Origin of the sequence: Pseudomonas sp. MWU12-3088 (assembly GCF_023242405.1) — a bacterium.
Classification (GTDB): Bacteria; Pseudomonadota; Gammaproteobacteria; order Pseudomonadales; family Pseudomonadaceae; genus Aquipseudomonas; species Aquipseudomonas kribbensis.
This window is the reverse complement of the sequence record NZ_JALJEA010000001.1, coordinates 1-21,214: the sequence shown is the minus strand read 5'-3', so window position 1 is coordinate 21,214 and position 21,214 is coordinate 1. Positions and strand designations below refer to the sequence as shown.

At 58.3% G+C, this 21,214-nt stretch carries 20 protein-coding genes and 1 pseudogene; 1 reads left to right on the top strand and 20 read right to left on the bottom strand.

Going from position 1 to position 21,214, the window contains the following annotated elements:
* Nucleotides 1–41 precede the first annotated feature (41 nt).
* On the top strand, nt 42–503 hold the full coding sequence (locus M5B98_RS00105) for a DUF3574 domain-containing protein (RefSeq protein ID WP_248741326.1): 462 nt from the start codon (nt 42–44) through the stop codon (nt 501–503).
* Here M5B98_RS00105 and M5B98_RS00100 read toward each other — a convergent pair.
* The 20 genes and pseudogenes from M5B98_RS00100 to M5B98_RS00005 form a co-directional block, all read right to left on the bottom strand.
* A complete protein-coding gene (locus tag M5B98_RS00100; RefSeq protein WP_248741325.1) occupies nt 500–1,864 on the bottom strand; it encodes an APC family permease in 1,365 nt (454 codons plus the stop codon). The genes M5B98_RS00105 and M5B98_RS00100 overlap by 4 nt on opposite strands.
* Nucleotides 1,865–1,905: 41 nt before the next feature.
* Nucleotides 1,906–4,293, bottom strand: coding sequence for a TonB-dependent receptor plug domain-containing protein (locus M5B98_RS00095; protein WP_248741324.1), 2,388 nt, complete (start codon nt 4,291–4,293; stop codon nt 1,906–1,908).
* Between the two features lie 107 nt (nt 4,294–4,400).
* Nucleotides 4,401–5,456 (bottom strand): substrate-binding domain-containing protein, encoded by a 1,056-nt coding sequence (locus M5B98_RS00090; RefSeq protein ID WP_248741323.1) that lies wholly within the window; start codon nt 5,454–5,456, stop codon nt 4,401–4,403.
* Between the two features lie 31 nt (nt 5,457–5,487).
* The gene (locus M5B98_RS00085) at nt 5,488–6,513 is read right to left on the bottom strand and encodes an ABC transporter permease (protein WP_248741322.1); all 1,026 of its coding nucleotides are present in this window, start codon (nt 6,511–6,513) and stop codon (nt 5,488–5,490) included.
* Nucleotides 6,506–8,062 carry a sugar ABC transporter ATP-binding protein gene (locus M5B98_RS00080; protein WP_248741321.1) on the bottom strand — a complete coding sequence of 519 codons (1,557 nt, stop codon included), beginning with the start codon at nt 8,060–8,062 and terminating at the stop codon, nt 6,506–6,508. Before M5B98_RS00080 ends, M5B98_RS00085 begins: the two co-directional genes overlap by 8 nt.
* Before the next feature lie 8 nt (nt 8,063–8,070).
* Complete coding sequence (locus tag M5B98_RS00075) at nt 8,071–8,742, bottom strand: methionine ABC transporter permease (RefSeq protein WP_263859811.1); 672 nt, start codon at nt 8,740–8,742, stop codon at nt 8,071–8,073.
* Nucleotides 8,739–9,539, bottom strand: a complete 801-nt coding sequence (locus tag M5B98_RS00070; RefSeq protein WP_248741320.1) for a methionine ABC transporter ATP-binding protein — start codon at nt 9,537–9,539, stop codon at nt 8,739–8,741. The genes M5B98_RS00075 and M5B98_RS00070 overlap by 4 nt, the downstream gene beginning before the upstream one ends.
* Entirely contained in the window at nt 9,536–10,345 is an 810-nt protein-coding gene (locus M5B98_RS00065; RefSeq protein WP_248741319.1) for a MetQ/NlpA family ABC transporter substrate-binding protein, read from the bottom strand. The genes M5B98_RS00070 and M5B98_RS00065 overlap by 4 nt, the downstream gene beginning before the upstream one ends.
* Nucleotides 10,346–10,372: 27 nt before the next feature.
* On the bottom strand, nt 10,373–11,425 hold the full coding sequence (locus tag M5B98_RS00060) for an isopenicillin N synthase family dioxygenase (protein WP_248741318.1): 1,053 nt from the start codon (nt 11,423–11,425) through the stop codon (nt 10,373–10,375).
* Between the two features lie 247 nt (nt 11,426–11,672).
* On the bottom strand, nt 11,673–12,140 hold the full coding sequence (locus tag M5B98_RS00055; protein ID WP_248741317.1) for a hypothetical protein: 468 nt from the start codon (nt 12,138–12,140) through the stop codon (nt 11,673–11,675).
* A 21-nt stretch (nt 12,141–12,161) separates the two neighbouring features.
* Entirely contained in the window at nt 12,162–12,440 is a 279-nt protein-coding gene (locus tag M5B98_RS00050) for a hypothetical protein (protein ID WP_263859824.1), read from the bottom strand.
* Nucleotides 12,441–12,555: 115 nt separating this feature from the next.
* A complete protein-coding gene (locus M5B98_RS00045; RefSeq protein WP_208647529.1) occupies nt 12,556–13,041 on the bottom strand; it encodes a DUF4265 domain-containing protein in 486 nt (161 codons plus the stop codon).
* Between the two features lie 23 nt (nt 13,042–13,064).
* A complete protein-coding gene (locus M5B98_RS00040) occupies nt 13,065–13,682 on the bottom strand; it encodes an Imm43 family immunity protein (RefSeq protein WP_248741315.1) in 618 nt (205 codons plus the stop codon).
* A gap of 17 nt (nt 13,683–13,699) precedes the next feature.
* Nucleotides 13,700–14,314 carry an Imm43 family immunity protein gene (locus tag M5B98_RS00035; protein WP_248741314.1) on the bottom strand — a complete coding sequence of 205 codons (615 nt, stop codon included), beginning with the start codon at nt 14,312–14,314 and terminating at the stop codon, nt 13,700–13,702.
* A gap of 119 nt (nt 14,315–14,433) precedes the next feature.
* Nucleotides 14,434–14,526, bottom strand: a pseudogene (locus M5B98_RS28770) (PAAR domain-containing protein); the annotation flags it as partial.
* A gap of 284 nt (nt 14,527–14,810) precedes the next feature.
* The gene (locus tag M5B98_RS00025; RefSeq protein ID WP_248741312.1) at nt 14,811–15,071 is read right to left on the bottom strand and encodes a PAAR domain-containing protein; all 261 of its coding nucleotides are present in this window, start codon (nt 15,069–15,071) and stop codon (nt 14,811–14,813) included.
* A gap of 80 nt (nt 15,072–15,151) precedes the next feature.
* Complete coding sequence (locus M5B98_RS00020) at nt 15,152–15,475, bottom strand: hypothetical protein (protein ID WP_248741311.1); 324 nt, start codon at nt 15,473–15,475, stop codon at nt 15,152–15,154.
* A gap of 48 nt (nt 15,476–15,523) precedes the next feature.
* Nucleotides 15,524–16,684: a T6SS immunity protein Tli4 family protein gene (locus M5B98_RS00015; protein WP_248741310.1), complete on the bottom strand. Its 1,161-nt coding sequence runs from the start codon at nt 16,682–16,684 to the stop codon at nt 15,524–15,526.
* A 107-nt stretch (nt 16,685–16,791) separates the two neighbouring features.
* Nucleotides 16,792–18,498 carry an esterase/lipase family protein gene (locus M5B98_RS00010; RefSeq protein WP_248741309.1) on the bottom strand — a complete coding sequence of 569 codons (1,707 nt, stop codon included), beginning with the start codon at nt 18,496–18,498 and terminating at the stop codon, nt 16,792–16,794.
* 63 nt (nt 18,499–18,561) lie between these two features.
* Nucleotides 18,562–21,057: a type VI secretion system Vgr family protein gene (locus M5B98_RS00005; protein WP_248741308.1), complete on the bottom strand. Its 2,496-nt coding sequence runs from the start codon at nt 21,055–21,057 to the stop codon at nt 18,562–18,564.
* Nucleotides 21,058–21,214 lie beyond the last annotated feature (157 nt).

The window sequence follows — 21,214 nt, the reverse complement described above, 5'->3', positions numbered from 1 at the left end:
ATGGCTCGCGCCTGCACTCAACTCATAAAAAGGGACGTTCCATGCAAAAAAGCCTGTTGGTGGCTGCACTGTTTCTGGCAATCAGCGGTTGTGCCACGCCTCCTCCTTCCTCCGTACATACCAAAGATCCCGCCAGTTCAACCCTGCAAGGCGATGCCACGCGCCCGGCCCAGGCGCAGTGGGTGCGCACCGAGTTGTATTTCTCGGTTGGGTCGATCGATGGCAAGGAAGGTGTGGTGAGCCCGGCGCGCTGGCGCGAGTTTCTCGATCAGGAAGTGACGTCGCGGTTCCCGGACGGCTTCACCGTGCTGGACGCCTACGGGCAGTGGAAGGACCATGACGCGAAAGTGCCTGAGCGGCTGGCGACCAAGGTGATTGTGATCCTGCACGAAGGCAGCCCGAAGCGTGAAAGCGACATCGAGGCGATTCGTCTGGCTTACAAGCGGATTACGGGGGATTTGTCGGTGTTGCGTTTGTCGCAACCGGCCCAGGTTTCGTTCTAATCCATTGTCTGCTGCAGAGCTTGCCGAGGTGTCGACACCAGGCGGCTCAACCCCGCCAGCACCAGCGCCCCGACCAGCAAAACCCCGATCCCCAAAAAAGCCCCTAACCCCACCACCGTCACACTGGAATACAGCATGTAAACGCACAACCCGAAAAACAGCAGCGGCAAAATCGGATAAAGCGGCACTCTGACCGGCCGCGGCACCTCGGGAAATCGCCGCCGCAGAATGATCAACGCCAGACTGCTCAAACTCAAAAACAACCAGTACACCGGCGTCAGATATTCAACCATCGTGTTGAAGCCACTCTGAGTAAAACTGCCGAACAACACCAGCAACAACGCCACCGCACCCTCGGCCAGCAAGGCTTTGCGCGGCACGCCATCGCGTTCGTCCCATTCACCGAAGCGACGCAGTTGCGGCACATCGCGGGCGGCCGCGTAGGTCGTGCGGGCACCGACCAACAGCGTTGAATTGATGGTGGCGATGGCCGCGATACCGACCATCAACAGAATCAGCATCACCCCTGGCGCACCAAAGGCGCGGTTCAACAATTCCACCGCCGGCGCGTTGCTCGCGGCCAGGCCTTCGAATCCCAGGCCTTGGACGAACGCCCAGTTCAACGCCAGATAGATCGCCATCAACACCGTCAGTGCACCGAGCATGGCGATGAAGATTCCGCGTCGGCCATCGCGCACTTCGGCGGATAATGTCGCCGCATCACTCCAGCCGCCGAAGGCCAGAAACACGAAGATCATCGCGGCGGAAAACCCTGCCGCGCCGGTGTGTTCGGGCACGACGGGATCGCTGGGCAGCGTCGGTTCGATCCCTTGCCACGCCAGCCAGCCCCCGGCGCTGGCAATGCTCAGGAACCCGAGAGCAAGCAGCCCGACCAGCACGGTCTGGGTGATGAAGCCGATGTGCTTGCCCGTCAGATTCAGCAACACCAATGCCGCAATGATCGCGCCGGCAAACAGCCCCGAGCCGTACTGTCCCAGCGGAAAAACCGCGTTGAAGTAGTCGGCAAACATGAACGCCGACAACGCGATCCACCCGGTGTGCATCACCGAGAATCGCGACCAGGCGAACAGGAAACCCATGCGCTCGCCATACGCGGTGCGCAGGAAATGATAGTCACCGCCCGGGTGCGGAAACGCGGTGGCCATTTCGGCAAAGCACAAGGCTCCGGCCATCGACGCCAATCCGCCGAGGACCCAGACCCAATAGAAATGTTCCAGCCCGACGTTCAAGGCAACGGTCGGCGCGGTTTTGAGAATATCGGTGGTGATGACCATGCCCAGTGTGATCAGCAACGCCTGGAATACCGGCAAATGGCGTTGGGGGCCGTTGGTTTTACTCATGCTTGATCCTGCAGAGGGTCCGCCATCCATGGCGGCAAATCTCAGAAGCCGTAAGTGGCGCGGGCGTAGTAGTAAGCGCCGTTGGTGCCGATCGGCGAGAGCACGTCGTACGGCAGGTTGCCGCCGTAGTTGATGGCCGAGCCGGAGCGTTCCGGATAGTTGTCGGTCAGGTTGTTGCCACCCAGGGCGATGTTGAATTTCGGGGTGAATTTGTAGGTCACCTCGGCATCCAGTTGCCACACCGCGCCGTAGGTCTGCTCAGGCTGCGAGTCGCCGAAATCGAACACCCGGGTGGTCTCGCCCTGTCGGGTCAGGCGCCCAAGCAAACCCCAATGCTCGCTGGCCCAGTTGGCGGAAAACACGAAACGATCCTTGGGGGCCGCATCCGTCAGGGTGTTGGTTTCCTCGACGCCCACCAGCGCATCGTTGCCGATCCCCAATGCGGTCAGTTGCGACGGCGTACCTTTGGTGCTGGTGACCTTGGTGTGGTTATAGGTGTACGCCGTGGTCAGGCCCAGTTGCCCTTCGTAGAACGGCTGATGGTAGTTGAGCACCAGTTCAGCGCCGTGGGTGCTGGTGTCGGCGGCGTTGGTGAAGAAGTTGACGTCATGCACGCCCGGCACGCCGAAATTGTCATTGATGTAGCTTTCCAGCGCGTCGCTGCCGATGCGCTGGGACAGTGTGATGCGATCCTTGACGTCGATGCGGAACACATCGAGGGACGCATCGAAGCGATCGTTCAACTGGAAGGTCAGACCGAGGCTGTAGTTGTTCGAGGTTTCCGGATCGAGTTTCTGTGCACCGAGAGCCCGGGCAATCGGGTCGTTGACCGACAGCACACGAATGTCGGTGAGCGTGCCGCCCTCGCCGAAGTTGCTGGTGGTGTTCTGGAAGCCGCTCTGCGCCAGCGAAGGTGCGCGGAAGTTGTTCGACACCGCGCCACGCACGGCCCACTGCTCGGTCAATTTGTAGCGACCACTGAGTTTGCCGGTGAGTTTGCTGCCGGCATCGTCGTAATGCTCCCAGCGGGTGGCGGCGTCAACGAAGAACCGGTCGGTGAGATCGCCGGACAACTCGGCGTAAGTGCCGAACACGTTGCGATCCAGATCCGACTCTTCGCTCGGGCGCAAACCGTTGGCGCCATCAGCCCCGGAGCCGATATAAGAAGCCTCGTCACCGGCAAACGTCAGGTAGTTCTCGTAGCGATATTCACCGCCCAGCGCCAGGACGAACGAGCGGCCGCCGAGGCGCAGCTCACGACTGAAATCGAGGTTGGCCGTGGTCTGGCGCAGCTCGTAATCGCCGGTGTCAAAACGGGTCGGCGAGTCCGCACCGAGGCTGACGTTCAGGGTGCGGCGGGTCGCCGATTCGAAGCGGTTACGGCCATGGGTCAGGCTGCTGTCGAAGTCCCAATCATCGCCGATCAAGCCCTTGAAACCGGCGGTGGCGGAAATGTCGGTGTTGTCGCCGAGGGATTGCGGCAGGTAGCCGTCGGGATAGAACTGCGGCTGCTCCGACGGATAACGGTAAAACTCGGCGCCGGTGGTATGGCGCTGGTTGTAAGTGCCGAAGCTGTAGGCCTTGCCGCCGGCCAGCGGCAGTTCGCTGTTGAACCACAGGTTCACGTCCCGCGCCAGGCCATCGCCCATCACATAGTTGCGCTGGCCCGGCGTGTCGGCAAAACCATCGAAACCGGCGCGGTTGGTCGGGTTGCGATTCTTGTACTCGGTGCCGCCACGAATGAAGCCGTCCTCCTCGCCAATCCGTGTGCCGATCTTGGCGGTGGTCACGCTGTTCTGGCCGTCGGTGGTGGTGCGGTCGATGGCGTCCTGATGGGTGTGGTAGGCGCCATAACTGGTGGAGATTTCACCGCCCTCGGGAGCGTCGTCGAGGATGATGTTGATCACCCCGGCAATCGCATCGGAACCGTACTGCGCACCGGCGCCATCACGCAGCACTTCGATGCGTTTGATGGCGCTGATGGGGATCGAGTTGAAGTCCACCGGCGCCGTGCCACGACCGATTTTCGACGAATCGTTGACCACCGCCGAGGTGTGCCGGCGCTTGCCGTTGACCAGCACCAGCACCTGGTCCGGGCTCATGCCCCGCAGTTGCGCAGCGCGCACATGGTCGGCACCGCCGGAGTTGGACTGGCGCGGCAGGCTGAACGACGGCAACAGCGTTTGCAACGCCGCCCCCAGTTCGCCGTCGGCGGCACCGGCGGACTTGAGATCTTCGGCGGTCAGCACATCCACCGGCACCGGCGAATCCAGTACCGTGCGCGCCGTGCCCCGGGTGCCGGTGACCAGCACGGTGCCCAACCGTGTGTCATCGTCGACGTGGGTAGACGTGTCCTCGGCTTGCGCGGGAAGTTGCCAGATCGCACTGACAACAGCGACGGCCAGTAATGAACGGGAACGGTGAATCATGTGACAGCTCCTTTTATCGCAGCTAATACCCGTCCGCTGCCGACAAAAAAGGAGTCGTCAGTCAGTGCACGGCATATGTCTGCTGTAGTTTTTGGGTGTTGGGATTTTCAGTTCGCCACAGGAATCCACGGCGCCCGCGCGACGTTGGCGGTATCACCGAAGGACGGCAGTTTCTGCCCCAGATCGCGGACGTTTTTCACATCCAGATCCAGCAACTGCTGACGGGTAATCAGGGTCGGCGGCACCAGCACCTTGTGCCCCGGATTCTCGCCGGCGATCAGCAGCGCCAGACTGCGCACGCTGATCGCCCCGGCCACTTGCGGATTGACCGCCGCCGTCGCCGCCCAGGCGCTGTCGGGTTCCTTCATGATCTGGATGTCGGCGGTGGAAATGTCGGCGCTGTAGATCTTCACCTTGCTGCTCAGGCCCGCCTCGTCGACGGCGATCTTCGCGCCTTTGGCGAACTCATCGAACGGCGCGAAGATCACGCTGATCCCCGGATTGGCCCGCAGCACGGCGCTGGCCTGATCGGCCACGGAGTTGGCAATCGGCGGATTGAGGGTGCCGAACCGCGCCTTCTCGATAATCCCCGGGTTGCTCTTTTTGACCAGGCTCCAGATCTCGTCACGACGCTCCATCGGTGTGAAACCGCTGATGTAAACGTACCCGGCGTCGAAGCGGGTGCCGTTGTCCTTGACTGCCTGATCCAGCGCCAGACGCGCCAGCGCGTGGTGGTCCTGCTCGACTTGAGTCACCTGCGGTGTGTTCAGATCGACGTCGAAAGCAACGACCTTGATGCCTTTGGCGAGCGCCCGGTCAATCGGCCCCTTGAGGGTTTCGGCCAGGCCCAGTTGCACGATGATCCCGTCCACCCCGAGGTCGGCCGCCTGATCGATCATTTCACCCTGACTGGCCGCCTGTTGCCGGGCATCGAATACCCGCAGGTTGGCGCCCAGTGCTTCGGTCTGTTTCTCGACGCCGCGCAGGTAGGCTTCAGGGAAATCCCCGGAGAACAGATACCCCACCAGCGCAATTTGTACCTGACCTTTATCGAACGGTGCCGGTGCACCCGGCAAGGCTTTGGCCTGGGCATTCAGTGCCAGTGCCGAAAGCAAGGCACCGGTGAGGCAATGACGTGCGAACTGCTTGATTGAACCGTGCATGGATCTTTCCTTGAAGCATCAATGGACCGGCTCAACGCGCCCGATGCGCGAGGCCGAAGGTGAACATCAGGGCCAGCACCAGCACCAGTCCCTTGACGAAATCCTGTGCGTAATACGGCGCGTTGAGCATGGTCAGGCCGTTGAGCAACGACGCCACCAGCAACGCGCCGACCAGCGTGCCGAAGGCGTTGGGCTTCTTCGCTCCGAGCACGGCAAAACCGATCAGCGCGGCGCCGAGTGCATCGAGCACCAGACCGTTGCCGGAACTGACATCGCCGCGCCCCAACCGCGCCGCCAACAACACTCCGCCGAGCGAGGCCAACAGCGCCGACAGCACGTAAGCGAGCAACTTGAAGCGCTGCACCGGCGCACCCGCCAGCCGCGCCGCCTGCTCGTTGCCGCCAATCGCGTAGAACAACCGGCCGATGCGCGTGCGTTCGAGAAACAGCCACACCGCCAGCGCGACAACCGCCGTGATCAACACCGGAACCGGCACGATGTCCCACAGCCGCCCACGGCCGAGCGCGAGAAACAGCGCACTGAACGAGCCTTCGGTTTCATCGCCATTGGGCAGGGTCATGCCCACCGCAATCGAGCGCCCGCCCGTGGGAATCAGTTGCACGCCGATCACCAGGAACATGCTGCCCAGCGTCGCGAGAATGTCCGGCACGCGCATCTTCACGATCAGCCAGCCGTTGAGCAGCCCGACCAGCGCGCCGCCCGCCAGACTGATCAGCACCGCCGGCAGCGCGCCCCAGCCGAGCACCACCATCACGTAACTGGCGATCATCAGACTCATGGCGGCCACCGCGCCGATGGACAAGTCAAGCCCGCCAACGGCCATGGTCAGCGTCACACCCAATGCCAGCAGCGCGACAATCGACACCGACTGCAAGATGCTGAACAGGTTGCCGACCCGCAGAAACGCCGGCTCCGCGACACTGAAAAACACCACGATCAACGTCAGCACCCACAGCAGGCCGTAACGGATCAGCGCCTGCACGAAGCGCTCGGACGTCGCCGGGGCGGATGACAACAGGGAACTCGAATCAGGCACTCGCTCTACTCCTTGGCGCGGCTTGAATGAAAGAACTTTGCGGATCAGTGCCGGCCAGCGCAGCGACCAGAACGGCGCGATCCAGACCGGCACGCGGGTACTCGGCGACCACCGCGTGATCGCGTACCAGCAGAATCCGGTCGGCGATCTCCAGGGCTTCATCGACATCCGCACAAATCACCAGCGTGGCGCGGCCATCGGCGCTGTCGCGCAGCAGCTGGCCGATCTCGCGTCGGGCACGTACGTCGACGCCCTGAAACGGTTCGTCGAGGATCAGCACCCTGCCCTCGCCAAGCAGCCAGCGACCGAGCACGACTTTCTGCTGATTGCCGCCGGACAGCGCACTCATCGGCACATCGATGCCAGCGGTCTTGATCCCCAGCGCCGCAACCTGCGCCTCCACCGCTGCCGCTTCGGCGCGGTTGCGGATGAAACCGCCACGGGTGAAGCGTTCGAGAAACGGCAAGGTCAGGGTTCGGCGCAATGAAAAGTCCGGCACCAGCGATTGACTGGCCCGGTCTTCGGCGGCGAAAAACACGCCGCTCTGGATCGCCTGCCGTGGCGAGCCCGGTTGCCAGTCGGCGCCGTCCAGTTGCAATGAGCCGGACAACGGTTTGCGCAGGCCGAACAGCACTTCGGCGATCTCACTCTTACCGGCGCCGAGCAGCCCGGTGAGCACTACGACTTCGCCTTCATGCAAGGTCAGGTCAAAGGTTCGGGTGCGCGGCAGCAGTTTCACGTTGCGCAGCTTCAGCACTTCGCGCCCTGTGGCTCGCGGCGTGTAAACATGCGCCTCCAGCGCCTGGCCAAGCATGGCTTCCAGCGCCTGAGGCAATTGCCGCGCACTGAACTCACCGACCAGTTTCCCGTCACGCAGGACGATGGCGCGATCCGCCACCCGTTGCAGATCGGACAGGCGATGGGAGATATAAATGATCGCCACACCCCGGCTGCGCAGTGTGTCGATCAGACCAAACAGACGCTGCGCTTCAACATCCGACAGCGCTGCTGTCGGTTCGTCGAGAATCAGCAACCGAGGTTGCAGAGCGAAGGCACGGGCCAGCACCACCAGTTGCCGTTCGGCCTGACCGAGGTGTTCGATCGGTTGCTCCAGCGGCAGCACCAAACCAAGCCCGGCCGCGATGTTCGCGGCGCGCTCCAGCAGGCGTTTGCGGTTGAGCCAGAAGTCGCCGTCCGGGCGGCACAGTTCATCGAGCAACAGGTTTTCCGCCACGCTCAATCCGGGTGCGACGCCCTCGTTGATCTGCTGATGAACCGCGACGATGCCGAACCGCCGAGCAGATAGCGGCGAGTTGAATTGCCGAGGCTGACCATCCACCTGAATATCGCCGCTGTCGGCCGACTGACTGCCGGCGAGGATCTTTACCAGCGTCGATTTGCCCGCGCCGTTGGCGCCGAGCAACGCCACCACTTCGGCGGGAAAAATCTCCAGGCTGACCCGCTCCAGCGCGCGGTTCGAGCCGAAGGTCTTGCTCAGTTCACGCACACGAATCAGTGGCTCGGAGGTCACGGCGACAGGCGCACTCATAAGATTCCTTAACGTCGATGAGCCAGTGAACGCACCAGCCGATCACCCAGGCTCTGCACACCCTGGACGAGGATGACCAGCACCACGACCGTGGCGACCATCACTTCATTATTGAACCGCTGATAGCCGTAACGGATGGCCAGATCGCCGAGCCCGCCGCCACCGATAACCCCGGCCATGGAGGAAAAACCGATCAGCATCACCAGCGTCAGGGTGATACCCGCCAGCAAGGCCGGCAGCGCTTCGGGCAGCAGCACTTTGAAAATCACATGGCGGATATCACCGCCCATGGCGAGGATCGCTTCGATGCGGCCCTTTTCGACTTCGTCCAGGGCGTTCTCGACGATCCGCGCAAAAAAAGGGAAGGCACCGATGGTGATCGGCACTACGGCGGCGGTGCTGCCCAACGTGGTGCCAACCACCAGGCGGGTCAGCGGGATCAGGGCAATCAGCATCACCACGAACGGTAGCGAACGCCCGAGGTTAATCAGCGCGCCCAGTGCCTGATTGATCCGGGGCAGCGGGTACAAACCCTGACGCCGGCTGATGAACAGCAACACCCCCAGCGGCAAGCCGATCAACAAGGTGAACAGCCCGGCGAGCAGCACCATGTACAGGGTCTCACCACTGGCGTTGAGCACCAGTTGCAGGATTTCATTCCAGTCGATGACGCGGTTCATGAGTGGGCCGCCCGTACGCCGTATTGCCGCAGAAAACTCAAACCGGGGGCGTCGTGCCCCAGCGGCAAACCGCAACTTGGCCTGAGCGAAGCGCCGAGTGAGGACTGCGGATCGGCGAGCAATCGGGCCACCGGCCCCGCCTCCACCAGTTTTCCGTTAGCCATGGACGCGGCGTGATTGCAGATCGAACGCACCACGTCCAGTTCATGAGTGATCAGCACAATGGTCAGTCCGAGCTGACGATTGATGTCGCGCAGCAGCTCCAGAATCGACGCCGTGGTTTCCGGGTCGAGGGCGCTGGTGGCTTCATCCGACAACAGGTACGCCGGACGTGCCGCCAAAGCCCGGGCGATCCCGACCCGCTGCTTTTGGCCACCCGAAAGTTGCGAAGGAAAGGCTTCAGCCTTGTCGCTCAGACCCACCAGATCCAGCAGTTCCCGAACCCGTTCATGACGCTGTGGTTTGGCGACTTTGGCAATTTCCAGCGGCACCGCGACGTTGTCGAACACATTGCGCGAATGCAGCAGGTTGAAACCCTGGAAGATCATGCCGATGCGCTGACGCTGACGACGCAGTTCCTGATCGGACAGTGCGGTGAGGTCTTCGCCGTCCAGCAGAATCCGCCCGGCGTCCGGACGTTCGAGCAGATTGAGGCAGCGCAGCAGCGTCGATTTGCCCGCGCCGCTGCGCCCGAGAATCCCGTAGATCGCGCCATCGGGAATGCTCAGCGATACCTGGTCCAGCGCCGGGGTCGACGCTGACGAATAGGTCTTGCTCAACCGCTCGACGACGATCATGGCTTGGCATCCGCCACAGGGATCACCGAGCCCTTGAAGCTCTCGGCGATGTACTTGGCCACTTGCGGCGAAGTCAGGTCCCTGGCCAGTTGCTGGATGCGCGGATCGTTTTCCAGTTTTGGGGTGGTCACCAGAATATTGGCGTAAGGGTTGTGCTCGGCTTTCTCCAGGCCCAGCGCATCCTTGGCCGGCACCAGACCGGCCTCCAGCGCGTAGTTGCCGTTGATTACCGCCAGATCCACGTCGTCCAGTGCGCGAGGCAGTTGGGGTGATTCGATTTCGAGGATCTTCAGGTGTTTCGGGTTTTCGGCGATGTCCTTGGGCGTTGCCTGATCGGCCGCCGGGTCATTGAAACCAGGCTTGAGTTTGATCAGGCCGTTGTCTTGCAACAGGTACAGCGCGCGGCTCAGGTTGGTGACGTTGTTCGGCACTGCGACCGTTCCCTTGTCCGGCACCTGGGCGAAGGTTTTGTGGCGGTGGGAATAGATGCCCAGCGGTTCGATGTGCACCGTGGCCGCCACTGCGAGTTTTTCGCCGAGGGCTTTTTCCTGGGATTGCAGGTACGGCAGATGCTGGAAGTAGTTGGCGTCCACATCGCCGTGTACCAGCAGCTCGTTGGAGTTCACGCCCTGGGGGATTTCGATCACCTTGAGGTTCAGTTGCGGATCAAGCTTCTGGATGTACGCAAGAATCTGCGCATGAGGCACGGGGTCTGCCGCGACCCGCAACGGCTCAAGCGCTTGAGCACTGAACGAAGTCACCAGCGCGCCGAGGACGGCCAGGGTCAAACCTGCTGTTTTCAACATGAGGAGAATCCTTTAGCGAGTGATGGATCAGGCGTTGGCGGTCTTGCGAGCCGCTGGTTCGGGCAGCAATGCGTCGGCATAGAACCGACGCGCCACATCCGGGTGCGAACGCAGCCGGCCCTTGAGGTAGTTCCAGCCGACATCGCGGAACAGTGGATTGAGCGGATCACTCGCCGGGCCTCGCGCTTCGCGCAGCAACACCGTCGGCAACGGATACAGCGGCACCACCGCGTCGAGTTGCGCACCGAGGAAAAACGCGATGGACAACCGTTCACTGCCCGCCGGCGGCGAGACCACGCGATGCACCGTGGCGCGCAGATAACCGTTGGTGGCCAGCTCCAGCAGCTCGCCGATATTCACCACCAGGGTGTTGTCCCGTGGCAACGCGTCGATCCAGCGCCCCTCTTCGATCTCCACTTGCAGGCCGGCGTGCCGGTCTTGCAGCAGGAAACTGAGGAAACCCGAATCCTTGTGCGCGCCGACACCCTGATTGCTCGCCGTCGAGGACTGCCCCGGATAGCGCATCAGCTTGATGTGTTCGTTGGGTTTGTCGCCGTACAAACGATCGAAGGCGTTCTCCGGCAGCGCGAGTGCCTGGGCGAAAGCGCGCAGCAGGCGCAGCGACATTTGGGTCATCGCCTGCTGCCAATCAAGCAGCAACGGCTTGAGTTGCGGCAACGCCTGCGGCCATTGATTCGGACCTTGCAGACGCGCCCACAGCGGACTGTCGGCCGTCAGCGGCAAGACCTCACGCTCGGCACCCAGATCGAACTGTTCACGTTGATCCGGCTGCCCGCGAGTGATCTCGGAAGCGGCGCGGTTGTAACCGCGAAAATGCGGCGAATTGATCATCCCGACAGCGGCTTTTTCACTGTCGGGCAAGGCGAAAAACTGGCGGGCGTGATCCTGAACCTGCTTGAGAAGATTGGCGTCGATGCCATGGCCGGTCAGGTAGAAGAACCCGACATCGCGAGCAGCGTGACGCAAGTCATCGAGAAAGGCCTGGCGCTGCTGCGGCGTACCGTCGAGCTGCGACAGATCAAGGGTTGGTAATGCGGTGATGTCCAAGGTATGCGGCATGATTCACTCCCGTGTGAATCAAACCTGAAGAGCCTGTGATCGATTCAGCGTGTGCCGTCATGGCAATCGGGGGTCTGTCGGTTTGATGCTTTGATTCGTCTGTGAATCAAAACTAAACGATATATAAAACTCCGAACAAATATCTTTTTTGCATTAGCTTAGGCCTGTCTATCGGGGACTCAACTGACCTGAAGACCGACTGCGGCAATCGACTTGCCGTTGCAGTCGGTCCTGAATCGGCTGACGGCTACAGACCGACGCGCTTCAGCCCTTCGCGCATGCCCTGATCCGCTTGTTCGCACCATTGTTTGAGCGTGAGGTTCGGCGGCAGGTTGCTTTCCAGGCTCTTGTATTCCCCATCCGTGAACACTTCGCCTTTACGGCCAGACTGTTCGTTCTTGTCGCCGTCGCGCTTGTCGAAATCGCCTGGCATGTTGCCGACGAATGCGGCCATCTTGTTGGCGTTCTCGGTGCTGTCCGCTTTCAGGAATCCCTTGTCGACACAGCTTTTGATCAGGCCTGACATGTTGCGGCCGTTGTCGTATATCCCTTTCAGGGTGGCGGCGTCTTGCCCTTCGGCGTGGGCGAGCGAGTGGGTGCCAAACGCGGCTGCCATGGCGAGAATCAAAGAAGCGGTCTTCATATTTATTCCTTTAAATGTTGGAGAGTTTTGAACTCGATTTTGGTTATCGTCAAAGTGGATTGCATCTTTCATCTTGTCACTCCTTTGACTAAGTCACTCCTCCATCCAGACGTCTTCGTACCCTTTGGTATCGATGATGAATTTTGCCCCCGTGGGCAAACACAGATATTTCATCACCAGCGGAAGCATTTCGGGCAAGTGTTCAATACAAACCGGCTGGTAAAAATCAATCGCCGCTGAATGCGTGCCGCCGTGGATGAACCAGCTGACATTCCCCCCATCCGGCAAACAAACACGTGTGCCATAAATGGGTGTGTTTCCTAGCGACTCAATGGCGATAGCGACCATTTCCTCGGGAGGAAGCACAGACATCCCGTATTTTTCACAGATCGCGCGCTGCGCTGCGCTGGGATAAACCCGCTCATGTTCGCTCACAGCTACTCCTTGTTTATTGATCCGATTCGACTCGATTGTGGGCTCAGGGTCATCAGCCTTCGAGCCACCAGTTCAACAGCGTCTCGTCATCATCGTCATCCAGGTTCTGATAGATGTTGGCGTAATACCATTGAATCCCGGTTCTATCGCGAAATCGGTCAAAAACCTCGTTGATCTTGTTCATCCCGTTGCTCGCTGGAACGGCCAACGAAAGATTGCCCTCAAACACGCCGTCCAGCGTTCCACCCAGTTCACGCCGCACATCGACTTCCAGCTCAGCGATATCCGCAGCAGGAATGGAATCGGCGTATATGTGAATGCAAAAGTTGCCACCTCGTTCAAGCACCACCGCATGGGTGTTTTTGTTTTTGATCGATATGACGTCTCCGCGGGCCATATTCAGCGCCAGCCCGGGCGAGGACAGCAGTTCATAGGCTGTTGCGCCTACAACACGAGCCGGGAGTTCCTCGTGTACCGGACCATCAGAGCTATTACCTGCAAATACCTGAATATGAACAGGACTGGTTTTATCGACCAGGCGAAAATCCGGTTTTACATCTTTCATATTCGTCTAATCCCAGACCAGACAACCGTTTCCAAAGGGGTGAAATCAATACCCTTGAAATCGATTGCCGCATCTCTGAACACCTGAGAACAGATCAGGCTATCACTTCCTGACACCTGTCTTCTGTACTTGAAAAGGTCGAATTTCCAATCTTCAGCAAGCACTAATTTTTTGAACCGGATCGGCCTGCCCTTTTCCTCTACGAACGTAGAGGCTGGATCGCAGTTTGTCCGTACATCCAGCTCATCGAACAACACAGCATTGTAATGTTTTGAGGAAATGCATTTTCCGCCCTCCGAAACCACGTCGATCCTGACGCTATCAACCATATTCACATTGAAGCTATTACAGGCGGCTAAAAATTCGTCACTCACTACATAAAAAAATTTCGAAACGCTGCGAATATCGAATTCATAGTTTTCATCTTTGGAGATTAAAACCATACCCTCCGGAAAGGGTGTACGCGGCCCGGGCTTCCCCCTTTCCGCGTACCAGGGAAAAAAACCAAATTCAACATCTCTTGTGCAGGAATAATATCTGTCGAAAAGATCAGCACGTAAGATCCCGACAGGACAGCCTTGCTCCTCTTTCTGTGAAAGCACATAAAAATTCATAAACCCTGTGCTCGCTGTCAAATAGGTCTCACGCCCGACCAGATCACATCCTTCAGAGGAGTGAAGTTTACCCCTTTGATACCTTCCGCGAGCTTCTTGAACTCACTTGAACAGATAAGCGTATTACTACCTGAAATCAGCCCCTTGAATTTGAACAGATTCCGATTAAAGCCTGCTGGCAATACAAGCTTTTTGAATCTGAAGATCAACCCATCCTCCTCTATAAAAGTCGATGCCGGGTCAGTTTGCGAGCGCGCATCCAGTTCCTCAAAAAGGACAGCATTGTAGTTCCTGGATGAAATACTTTCTCCAGCTTTGGAAACCACCTTGATTGGCACCGAATCAGTAACAGCAACATCCATCTCGCTACAAACAAACATGAATTCGTCACTGACTATATAAAATCGGGCAATGCTACGTATATCAAAGTCATAGAACTTGTCTTTGGAAATAAGCACCATGCCTTCTGGGTAAGGCGTATGCGTTTTGTAATGAATTTTCTCCGCGTACCACGAAAAAAAACCATGCTCAACGTCCTTGGTATCTGAGTAGAACTTATCGTATAGATCCGCCTGCAAGAATCCGACCGGGCAACCGGACTCTTCTTTTTGAGAAAGCACAAAGTATTCCATAATCCCTTCTCCCTGCTTATCCAAGTCTGTCCCGTGTTGTGCCAGGCACGAAAAGACTGGATCTCAGCCTTGTCTGAATCGCTGACCGGAGATCTGGTTCCTTATCGAAATTCAGTGAATCAGCTGACAACCGCCCCTTTCGGACCGCTGGCAATCAACGCGGCGCCACACGCGGTTTTCATGCCGTCGAGCCCGATAGGCACACCATCGACGGTGTAACCATCGGCCACAAAGTCTTCCTTGAGCCTCTGAGATTTTGCAGTCAGTTCGGATTCGTCGATGTAGATCTGGGTAAGCTCGGTTTCCAGCCCGTTACCAAAGGAGTACTGCTCATCCTTGAGCCGAAGATTACAAAACCCGCCTGACGCTTGATACCTGGAAGCGAAGACGATGTAAGCGTCGGGCAATACCAGATCGTTAACTTTCATAGATGTAAAAAATGAATATTCCCCCATGTGAGGGTGCTATTAGCGGAACACAAGTCAACTTGCATCGTTTACTTATCGGCATCCCCTTTGGGGTTGCTCGCAATCAGGCTAGCGCCACATTCAGTCTTCATGCCGTGCAGCGCGACGGGAACTCCGCCGACATCAAGCGTAGCGCTGCCCTCCGAAATCGGAAATTTCCCTTTGCATTGAGGACAGTCGACATTGTGGCCCACGCCAGCAATAGGCTTGCCGTTCAGATCGGTGTTGTTGAACGCCTCAATTACGGTACCCCCATGGCTGGTGGAGTCGCCTAGACGAATGATATCCATGTCAGATCCTTGATGTCGTCGACAGGGTGGATAGTGCCTGCCAAAAGTTTGTTCGTAGATTGATTGTTCTGGTTTCGCCGCTACCAGTAATGGACTTCCCCCCCCAGCATCAAAAATACAAGTGCGATACCCAGATTGCCGAAAAACAATGGCGCGACAGTCAATAAGAGCTGGAACACAATCGCGGCTTTGAAACCGCCCGACACACCATGACGCCCCCAGTACACGGCATGGAGTATGGCGGTCAGTGCGTTTGCTACCCAAAGCGCACCCAAGGCCATGATGTAGTTTTGCTGTGCTATGCGCAGCACCATGAGCATCATGGCAAAAAAAGCGATGAGAAAGGAAAAGACCAACAATCTGGATCGACCCGCATCAATCGGGTCGGTGATGGGAGATTGCATAAAATGACCGTCCTTGGATGTGTCGAGAGTTTGGGCTCAGAAATCACTTCAAAGTTTATCCATCCAGTTCTGCGACGAAGGCAAGCTGGTCAGGAACTCTTCCAGGACATAATCATCTGCTGCGGCTTTGCTGACAACCTTTGGTTTGTCCGGATCAGGCGGTCGCGGCGCTCCACCCGTAGGTGGCAGCAATGCCGATGGGCGTAAGCGGACGCTGTCGATGATGGCGTCCCAGACTTCGAAGAACTGTTCTTGTGTCGGTCTTCCGTTAGTCTCTTCGTACTCAGGAAATGCTCCCAGTGAGGCCGGTTGTCGAGTTGTCTGATAGGTCGTGTCCATCCCCAGATTGATGCCGGGAAGCGGCGTGGGCGTTGCGCGCCCGGCATAGGCCCACTCACCGCCGATATTGGTTTTGAATACCTGGGGTTCTTTCTGTTCGGTCCCCCCCATGACGTACTCTTCACCTGCCAGCTCTCCGACTATCCGTTCAACTGCCCGGTATTCCTTGCGACCTGCAACAACACCAGGTTCGGCCAACAGGCGCGCGACCAATCCTGCGCTTTCCTTGTCGGCCTCACGGCGACGCTCAAGCATGGATTGACACGGCTCCCACACGGCCGCCTCTCTGACAACCAACGAGAGATCAAGAGGCAGTGTGAACCCCCAGCTCACTTCTTCCTGATCTCCATTGGCAATGTCGTAGTAACCATCAATGAACGTATGGCTCAGGCAAAGACCAGGCCTGGTGGGAATCTCGTCGGCTTCCCGTGAGTGCAATCGCGGGAACAGCTGGCTGATAGCAGCCTTTGCATTGAGTGACGGAGATATCCTGAACAGGTTTCCATCTCGCCAAAGGTAGCCTTCAGCCTGATGAAACAGTTTCTGGACGACCGTTTCGTCATCTTCGGCCAGACCTTCGACGTACTCGAACTCGTAGGCGAAAAGAGTGCCCCCTTCGGTCGAGGTGATGCGCTCGGACGGTTGTAGATAGGCCTTGCCGTTTTGATCTTTCTTGATGGCCTGCACCTCTTGCCACCGGCGCTCGATCAATTCGTCATACTGATCCTGGCTGATGCCTGTGGTCACGGCGACAGTCAGGTTGCCGATCTGTGCACTGCTGGCGTTGGCGGACCAGGTTGTGCCTTGTGGCAGGTCGATCAACAACCGGCCGACACAATGGTTTTGCATGTTTCGGGTCAACTCACTCATCGGATGGCTCCGGTCTGTCTGGCGGGCATGCAACTGGCTACTGCCAAAGGTCTGGGCCCCCAGTAACGAAACAAGAAAGACAGTTTGTGCCAGAGAGTACCGAGCGTTCACGCGGGTAACTTCCTGGCGTTGGCACCAATTCGCAGAACGGAATAGAGCGTCAGGTTTTGCACGTTTCGGTTTTTGTAGGAGCCTTGATGGTCAAAACCCGTCATGCGCGCGGCAAACACGGCCTTCTCCGCCGCGTCTTCAGCTGCATGCGCGGGCACGGTGCCATCTCCGGCCTGATCCTGGCCCTGGATGTCCGCGGTATAACCATCTCCCCGACTGTTATGTATGACCGCGGTGCCTTGCTTGTTGATCCAGCTTTCCTCACCGACATCGTTGGTCATCATGGCCCGTCCCTCATGGTTATCCCCTGTAAGGCGCAAAGTTATCGCTTGTTCGCGGGATGGGGGAGGCAGTGGGGTAGGAGGCATACCTGGCCTGTTTGAAGGAAGATATCCGGTGATCATTTTCCAGGTGACCTTGTGAAATGCCTGGTGGCTGGCGTCAGAGCCAAAGTGGACAAAGCTGTTCGGGTGATAGTAGTCGCCCAATCCCATGTGGAACGCTTTGGCCTGTCCGAGCATTTTTTCGTAGTTGCTCCAGGCACTGATCAGCGTTGCCTGAGTGGTATTTCCGACCGGATTGATCCAGGCAGCATTCATCAATCGCCACCAAGCATTCTGTTTCAGATAAATCTGCGTATATGGGTCTGGTCCGTTCGGTAACTTGAACAGCTCTTTGCCATCGTATGTCGCGCGCAGCCATCCTTCCCCATAGCGCTGATTAGGCAGCAGCTCCAATGGGCCGGCAGCATTGGCAAAGATGGGCATGATTTTCTTGCCCGTCCCGCCCAGTCCTATCGCTCCCGCAACGTCCTCCCAGCCGGCGCGGACGCGCCGATAAGCGGTACCCGCGCCGATGGCAGGCTGGACACCGTGTACCACTCCCTGGATCAGGTCTGGATTACGTTTGGCACACATGCGGGCAACCAGTCCGCCCATCGAGTGTGTAACCAGAATTACACCGTGCTCGCATTTGACTTTGAGCTCTTTTCGGCATCGTTCCAGCACGGCCCGGATTCGCCCTGCCAGATAGTCTGCTGCCTGCGAATTGGAATTGAGCCAGTTGTAGCCTACGGCGTAAACCGGGTAACGGAACTCGGCCGCTGCCTTCAAATCATCTGTTTTAAGAGGACTGTAGCCTTTCAGACCACCCCAGATAGAGGTGTCGCGCGGCAATGCTCCCATTATCCCGGGATAAGGGCGGCCATCCTGGGCCAGGATGAATCGTAGCTGTGCCTCCAGGAAATTCAGGATCGGTCCATAGGAATCCAGCGACACTGAGCCCCATCCACGGTTTCTCGCCTCCTGTACGGGAAGTGTGGTGACAAACTTCGTCACGGTGGCCAGATCGGAGTCTTCGGGAGTCGAGAATGCACGGGTTTGTTGCGGGTCGAGGAGTTGCTTGCGTTCAAGGGGCGTCAGGGTGTTGTAGCTTTTCCATTTTGTTAAGCCGGCCACCCACCCCGTGGCGTCGTCGGGAAACCAGGCCCAGTTATTATCGTTGCCCATCAAACGAGCATTCGGTCCTGTCGCTATCAAGGGGCTGCCCATGATGCCGGGGATGAAAATGACCGGAATGGCGTTATCCGGTGGTGCGACGAGTTCCGCGCGGGTCAGGTTGGAAGCGCGACTCATGGTCACGCGCGCCATGACATTTCCATCCGGCCCAATCTGGGTAGGAACCGGCCTTGTTGGTTCACTCATTCAGGCTCTCCCTGCCTCTGTGCTTTATGTTGACTGAAAAAACATTCGTCAGCTTGGGCCGCATCATTCGGCAGGCCCGAGAAGATGGAACTCGTAGCCTTCTGTCGTCAGCCCCTGCTGCAAGGCAGCCCAACCATCTCCGTCCGTCACACCCTCCACTCGCGCGCCGTCCGCCCGTGTCATCGCGTAGCGATAGTTGGGCAACGGGCTTCCGTTACGCACCACGCGCACGCGTTCATTGAACGGTGTCTGCGCCCAGGTATTGAAAGTCGTTGAAGCATGGGCCGGACCGACAAGGCTGTGTTTACCGGCTTTGACGATGAAGTTGCCTGGCATGCCCAGTTCAATGTTGCCGCCTTTGAGCGTGAGGTAAGCGCCTGCGCAGGTGAGAGTGATGTGCTCCTTGGCGCTGAGCACCACATGCTGATTGCCAGCGCTGATTTCTACACTCTGATCGGCCTCCAGGCGGATGGTGTCCTTTTGGGCCTGCAGCAGCATCGGCCCTTGATGAGTGATCTGGCGCATTTCGCCGCTTTGGGCAAAAAGCCCCAGATCCGCCCCGGCGTTGATCACGAATTTTTGTCCACTGGTGAGTTGTTGATTTTGTTGCGCAACCGTATCGATATGTCCACCCGCCGCCAGGGTCAGCGAGTTGGGGGAAACCGCCGCGATACCCGCCTGACCGCTCAGGGCGATTGCCGGGTTTCCACCGTTGGCCTTTCCTGACTCGTCGTTGGCGCCATGCCCCAGGTCGCGCACTGCTTCACTGAGTGTCTTTTGCTGCTCGGTATCGTGATCGATGCCCTGATGTTCTTGAGCGTAATCGCCCAGTTCCTTTGCCAGTTGAAGTGCAGCTTCAAGTACTTGAACCGCCGTGGCCCGGTTCAGGTGCCCGCCGTTTGCATTGATCTGCTCTTCAGTACTGAGCAACAAGCCCTTCGCCGCGCGGACTGCACCATGTTCGTCAGTGCGCAGTTCGAATCCTTCGCCCCTGGGATCGCCGCCATTCGGTCGTGGATGGGTCAGATAGCCCAAATGTAGCGCGGTGCTGCCGTGATCACTCATCAAGGCCGCACTTATCTGCTTGGTGGTATCGTCGATTCGCAGTTCGTTGGCGCGGTTACCCTTGTACTCCTTGCTTTTGATGGTGCTGAGTATCTTGTGATCAGGCAGTCTGTAAGGAGGCGAGTTGGTCGCGCGGTAGGTTCGGCCCGTGATAATGGGTTGATCGCAATCGCCATCGAGATAGTCAACGATCACTTCCTGCCCAATGCGCGGTATCGCCATGTGGCCCCAGTCTGCACCTGCCCAGTTCTGTGACACTCTGATCCAGCACGTACTGAATTCGTTGTTCTTGCCTTCCCGATCCCATGGGAACTGGACCTTCACCCTGCCCCACTCGTCGCAATAGATCTCCTCCCCCTCAGGACCCACCACGGTTGCAATCTGGGGGCCGTCGATTCGGGGTTTAGGCATGGGTTCCGGTCGCCACTCGGTGTCCTCGCTGACGATTTCCGCCACGAAGTCGTAACTGACCCCCACTTGTGTATCAGCCGACTCCTCCTGCTGACTGGTATGTTGCACCCCCTTATGGGTGATGCGTATCGAGCGCCACCAGCGATTGAAATCGTCTCTGGGATGATTGGACAGTTGGAATGAAAAACCGGGTAGCAAACGCGGGTCATCACCTTCCACCCTTGCTACGTGAGCATCCCGGCGGCGACCGCGAAGACGGGTTTCAGTGAAGGACCTGCCGGCCGAGCTGACCTTGTAGCGCCCGGGATAGTCGTAACGCTCATAGCTTTGCGCCTTGCCCTGCAGGTCCTCACCGATGAGGTGATGTTGCTGGTCATAGACTGGGCGTTTGAAGGTGTAATCGCGTTGCGTCTGTTCGGTGGTGCGAACGCTTTCGGTATAGCTGAATGTGTAGAGTCCAGGGTGCTCGGCGTCCGCCACTGGCTGTGGCGAATAACGCACCGGCCCGCCTGGAACGCGTTCTTGCACATAGAGTTTGTCGCCATGAATCAGCGTGTGGGTATCGGCATCGAACTTGAAGTAATAAAAAAGACCTTCTTCGGTTGAAAGTCTGTCAAAGAGATAAAGGTCAGTGTCCCCGGTCTGGGTGCAATACTCCCGGGGCAGGTGCTCTACATTGATGTTTTGCTCATAGTTCATTATCCCGTGTTCAGTCAGCACGGACTTCAGGATCTCCGGGACATTTTTTTGCTGGAATATCCGCCAGTCTGAACTCAGCGCCAATCTTGCCAGTTGTGGCTCTACGACAACTTGGTACCGGGTACGACGGAACCCGGTTTTGCCTTGGGTGAAGCTGGAGACCAGTCCATGAACATAACGAACCGGCGTATTTCCTTGCCAGATTGTCAGTAGCGCGGGTTGGTCGAGTATTTGTCCGAAGTCGATGTTCGAGCTGAAGCTGGCAAGCTCGACCGTCAGACGAAAAGGTTCACAAAGTGCCTCTTCGAGCGTGAACTCAACCACTTCAAACTCCGTGCGTCCGGACAGCACGGAAAAGGTAAACCTCAAGTCCCTTTGACGCATTGAACTGCTCCCTGATTGAAGGCGTGCCAGCTCGAAAAACGCTGTCTGCGAACCTTGTCCGTCGAAAAACACCCTGACCGCTATCGCCGGTCAGGGTGATCGTCTCCACGATCAGACGACTGGAGCACGCCAGTCATCGGAACCCGAAGTACCGGAG

What these genes read in the sequence shown, in the direction of transcription:
- M5B98_RS00105 (WP_248741326.1), top strand. Translation starts at nt 42, where the DNA reads ATGCAAAAAAGCCTGTTGGTGGCTGCACTGTTTCTGGCAATCAGCGGT.
- M5B98_RS00100 (WP_248741325.1), bottom strand. Translation starts at nt 1,864, where the DNA reads ATGAGTAAAACCAACGGCCCCCAACGCCATTTGCCGGTATTCCAGGCG.
- M5B98_RS00095 (WP_248741324.1), bottom strand. Translation starts at nt 4,293, where the DNA reads ATGATTCACCGTTCCCGTTCATTACTGGCCGTCGCTGTTGTCAGTGCG.
- M5B98_RS00090 (WP_248741323.1), bottom strand. Translation starts at nt 5,456, where the DNA reads ATGCACGGTTCAATCAAGCAGTTCGCACGTCATTGCCTCACCGGTGCC.
- M5B98_RS00080 (WP_248741321.1), bottom strand. Translation starts at nt 8,062, where the DNA reads ATGAGTGCGCCTGTCGCCGTGACCTCCGAGCCACTGATTCGTGTGCGT.
- M5B98_RS00075 (WP_263859811.1), bottom strand. Translation starts at nt 8,742, where the DNA reads ATGAACCGCGTCATCGACTGGAATGAAATCCTGCAACTGGTGCTCAAC.
- M5B98_RS00070 (WP_248741320.1), bottom strand. Translation starts at nt 9,539, where the DNA reads ATGATCGTCGTCGAGCGGTTGAGCAAGACCTATTCGTCAGCGTCGACC.
- M5B98_RS00065 (WP_248741319.1), bottom strand. Translation starts at nt 10,345, where the DNA reads ATGTTGAAAACAGCAGGTTTGACCCTGGCCGTCCTCGGCGCGCTGGTG.
- M5B98_RS00060 (WP_248741318.1), bottom strand. Translation starts at nt 11,425, where the DNA reads ATGCCGCATACCTTGGACATCACCGCATTACCAACCCTTGATCTGTCG.
- M5B98_RS00055 (WP_248741317.1), bottom strand. Translation starts at nt 12,140, where the DNA reads ATGAAAGATGCAATCCACTTTGACGATAACCAAAATCGAGTTCAAAAC.
- M5B98_RS00050 (WP_263859824.1), bottom strand. Translation starts at nt 12,440, where the DNA reads ATGTCTGTGCTTCCTCCCGAGGAAATGGTCGCTATCGCCATTGAGTCG.
- M5B98_RS00040 (WP_248741315.1), bottom strand. Translation starts at nt 13,682, where the DNA reads ATGAATTTTTATGTGCTTTCACAGAAAGAGGAGCAAGGCTGTCCTGTC.
- M5B98_RS00035 (WP_248741314.1), bottom strand. Translation starts at nt 14,314, where the DNA reads ATGGAATACTTTGTGCTTTCTCAAAAAGAAGAGTCCGGTTGCCCGGTC.
- M5B98_RS00025 (WP_248741312.1), bottom strand. Translation starts at nt 15,071, where the DNA reads ATGGATATCATTCGTCTAGGCGACTCCACCAGCCATGGGGGTACCGTA.
- M5B98_RS00020 (WP_248741311.1), bottom strand. Translation starts at nt 15,475, where the DNA reads ATGCAATCTCCCATCACCGACCCGATTGATGCGGGTCGATCCAGATTG.
- M5B98_RS00015 (WP_248741310.1), bottom strand. Translation starts at nt 16,684, where the DNA reads ATGAGTGAGTTGACCCGAAACATGCAAAACCATTGTGTCGGCCGGTTG.
- M5B98_RS00010 (WP_248741309.1), bottom strand. Translation starts at nt 18,498, where the DNA reads ATGAGTGAACCAACAAGGCCGGTTCCTACCCAGATTGGGCCGGATGGA.
- M5B98_RS00005 (WP_248741308.1), bottom strand. Translation starts at nt 21,057, where the DNA reads ATGCGTCAAAGGGACTTGAGGTTTACCTTTTCCGTGCTGTCCGGACGC.